Raw genomic sequence first — 3,223 nt, forward strand, 5'->3', positions numbered from 1 at the left:
GCCGTAGTTCACCGTCAGCCCGGTCGGCCAGGTCTGCGTTGCCTGCCGGCCATTCGCGTCATAGCTCAGCGAACTCGCAAAACTCGGCCCGTTCGCCACCGTCGTGCGGTTGCTGATGAGCCGCCCCAGGCTGTCGTACACCCACTGCTGGCTCATGTCGGTGCTGGCGCTCGTCGCGCACAGCTTGCCGATGCCCATCGTGCAGTTGTCGTAGGTCCAGGTGCTCTGGTACTCCGGCTCGCTGCGCAGCGTCATCCGGCCGAGCATGTCGTACTGCATCGTCGTCTGCCCGCCACGCTGCGCCTGCAGCGGGTTCTGCTGCCGCACCACCTGGCCCAGCGCGTCGTAGCGGTACTCGATCACCCCGGCGTCCGGGTCGGTCAGCTTGAGCTTGTTGCCCCGCACGTCGTAGGCGATCTGCACCGTGTTCTGCAGGGCATCCTTCGTCGCCACCAGGTTGCCGAACGCGTCGTGCTGGTGAACGATCTGCGCGCCCAGCGGGTCGGTGATGCGGATCGTGCGGCCTTCGACGCTGCTCTCCTCGCGCCGCGTGCGGCCCTGGTCGTCGGTGGCGCTGACCACCAGCGCGCCATACGCCGTGCTCGACAGCCTCGCCTTGCGGCTGCCGCGGGCACCGAAGCTCACGCTCGGTTGGCTGCCCTGGTTGTCGGCGGTGTAGATGCGCAGCACCCGGCCCAGTACGTCGTACTCGGTGCGCGTGAGCCCCACATCGCCGCTGCCCGCGCTCGTCGACGACCCGCTGTCCAGGAAGTACGGCTGCGTCTGCAGCACCACCTGACCGAGGTCGCCGTACTCGGTGTCGGTGACGATCACCCGGTTCGCTCCGCCGGGTTGCGTGGATCCGTCGAAGGCCTCGGTGACTTGCCGCAGCACCCGGCCTGCGCGGTCCACATACTTGCGGGTGAATGCGCCGTTCTTGACGCCTTCGGTGCCGCTCGCATCGCGCGGCTCCACGTGTGTGAACTCCAACGCATCGGCCGGGATCTCGGCCGCGCCCGGGCTCGGGCAGGTCGGGCTGTTGCTCGAGGTGTCTCCGGCCGGGTTCACGCGGCCGGCGATGAGGCAGTAGGCCGTGACCACCCGCGTGCCATCAGGATGGATCTCGCGCGTCGTGCGCCCCTGGTCGTCGACTTCCCTGCGCGCGGTCAGCCCGTTCGGCTCGGTTGTGCTCAGCACCGTGCCGAAGCGCGGGTCCACCGTCTGCTGCGTCACCTGGCCCTTGGCGTTGGTGCTGCTGCTCACCTGGGTGTTCGGCTGGACCTGCACGGTCACGCCGTTGATCACCAGCGTCTGCGCGCCATAGGCGGCGCCGCTGCTGCGCGGGGTGAACACGGCGTCGCCAGTGGCACCACTGCAATTCGCCACCTGCGAGCCGGTGCGGTTGCCACGCGAGTCGTAGCTGTACGTCGTCACCACACAGCGCTGCGGATCGTTCGGCTCGACCGTCTCGGTGTCCACCAGGCCGTCGGCCCGGTAGGTGGTGCTCGTCGTGCGGGTGTAGTTGAACGGGTCGGCCACCGCTTGTGCTGCGGGCAGCTGGGCCTGCGCATGGGCGGAGCTCACCGCCACCATCGCCACCACCCACACGATTGCTGCGAACAGGTTCTTCTTTTGCGTGATCTTCACAGGCAGGTCCCCTTCACGATCGCCTTGCTCGTCGTTGCCGTGCCAAACGCGTTCTTCACGCTGAAGTTCACCGTGCGCGCGGTGCATCGGTCGTAGACCCACTGGAAGGTGCAACTCCCCGGTGACGCGGCCACGCTGCCGCCCACGGTGCAGGTGCTCGTGCCAGGCGTGCCCGCATCGCTCTGGGTCGCCGCCGTGATCGTCTGCGCCGCGCTGTACGGGTTGGCCACCGTCAGCGTGGTCGTCGTGTACGTGGTCGTTGACGTCGCCGCCGTGCTCAGGTTGAACAGCGCCCCGGGAACGGTCTGCACCGTGCCGCTCGCGGTGACTGAACCGTTCACCGTCGCGCCCACCGTGCTCACCGTCTGGTTGAAGCTCGTCAGCGTGCCCGTGGCCAACTGCACCACCATGTTGCAGGTGAGGCCCGGCGCCACGTTGGTACAGCTGTTGACGCCCAAGCTCAGCACGGCGGGCAGGTTCGACAGCCCGGTCAACGTCATCGGCACGTTGCCGTCGTTGCGCCAGCTGATGATGTTCTGCGGCGCCGCCGAGTTCTGGTTCACCGTGCCATAGGCCAGGCTGTTGATCGCGAGCGTCGAGACTGAGCCCGTCACCGTGCCCGATACCGCCGCCGATGCAGCTCCGTTGGTGCTGCCCGTGGCGATCAACGTCTGGGCACCTTGCGAGCCGATGGGGCCGGCCGAACTCATCGTGACCGTCACCGTGCACGCCGTGCCCGGATCGATGTTGCAGCTGCCAGGGGCCACCGAGTACGCGCCGCTGAGACCGGACATCGTCAACGTGGCGGCCTGGTTGCCGCTGTTGAAGAAGCTCACAGTGCCACTCGCGGAAGCGCCGCCCTTCGATGCACTGAGCGCCGAGGCGTTGTTAGCCGAAAGATAGACATTCGAGCCGTACACCGTGCCCGCGACGGCGGCCGACACCGCACCGGTCGTGCCACCCGTGGCCACCAGGATCTGGCTGCCTTGCGCGCCAAGCGCGCCACTCGTAGCCATCGACACCGTCACGGCGCAGGTACCTCCCGCAGGCGCCGCGCAGCTTGCCGGGCTCACCGAGTAAGGTGCGCTCAGGCCCGACATCGTGAGCGTCGCCGCCTGGTTGCCGCTGTTCGTGAAGGTCACCGTGCCGCTACCCGCTGCACCGCCCTTCTGCGCCGTCAGGCCAGCGGCGCCATTGCCAGTCACCGCGATCACCGATTGCAGGCCCGTGCCGTTCAGGGCCGCAGACAGCGTCCCCGCCCCCGTGCCGATGCTCACGCTGCCGCTGCGTGCCGCGTTGGCTGTCGGCTGGAAGCGCACGGTGATTGCACAGTTGCCGCCCACCGCCAGCGAGCTACCGCAGGTCGTCGAGACAAAACCGAAGTCGGTACCGCTGACCGATGCCGCTGCCGGCACCGTCATGCTCAGCGGGCCGACGCCGGTGTTAGCGAGCGTCGAAGTCAGTGTCGGCGCGCTGCCGACGGCCACGCTGCCGAAGTCGATGGCGCTCAGGCTGCCCGAGGGCGCCTGCCCCGTGCCCGACAGCACCGCCGACTTCACGCCCAGCTCGGTGTTGA

Annotated in this window: 1 protein-coding gene and 2 pseudogenes; all 3 read right to left on the reverse strand. The window is 68.4% G+C overall.

Features of this window, described 5'->3' with window-relative positions; all coding sequences use genetic code 11:
- Positions 1-1,647, reverse strand: a pseudogene (locus tag AC1D12_RS29000) (hypothetical protein); the annotation flags it as partial.
- Complete coding sequence (locus AC1D12_RS29005) at positions 1,644-2,924, reverse strand: hypothetical protein (protein ID WP_477844601.1); 1,281 nt, start codon at positions 2,922-2,924, stop codon at positions 1,644-1,646. The gene AC1D12_RS29005 and the pseudogene AC1D12_RS29000, both read right to left, overlap by 4 nt.
- Positions 2,925-2,966: 42 nt before the next feature.
- Positions 2,967-3,206, reverse strand: a pseudogene (locus AC1D12_RS29010) (hypothetical protein); the annotation flags it as partial.
- Positions 3,207-3,223: the final 17 nt, after the last annotated feature.

The sequence above is a fragment of the Rhizobacter sp. P1_G5 genome (assembly GCF_056405435.1).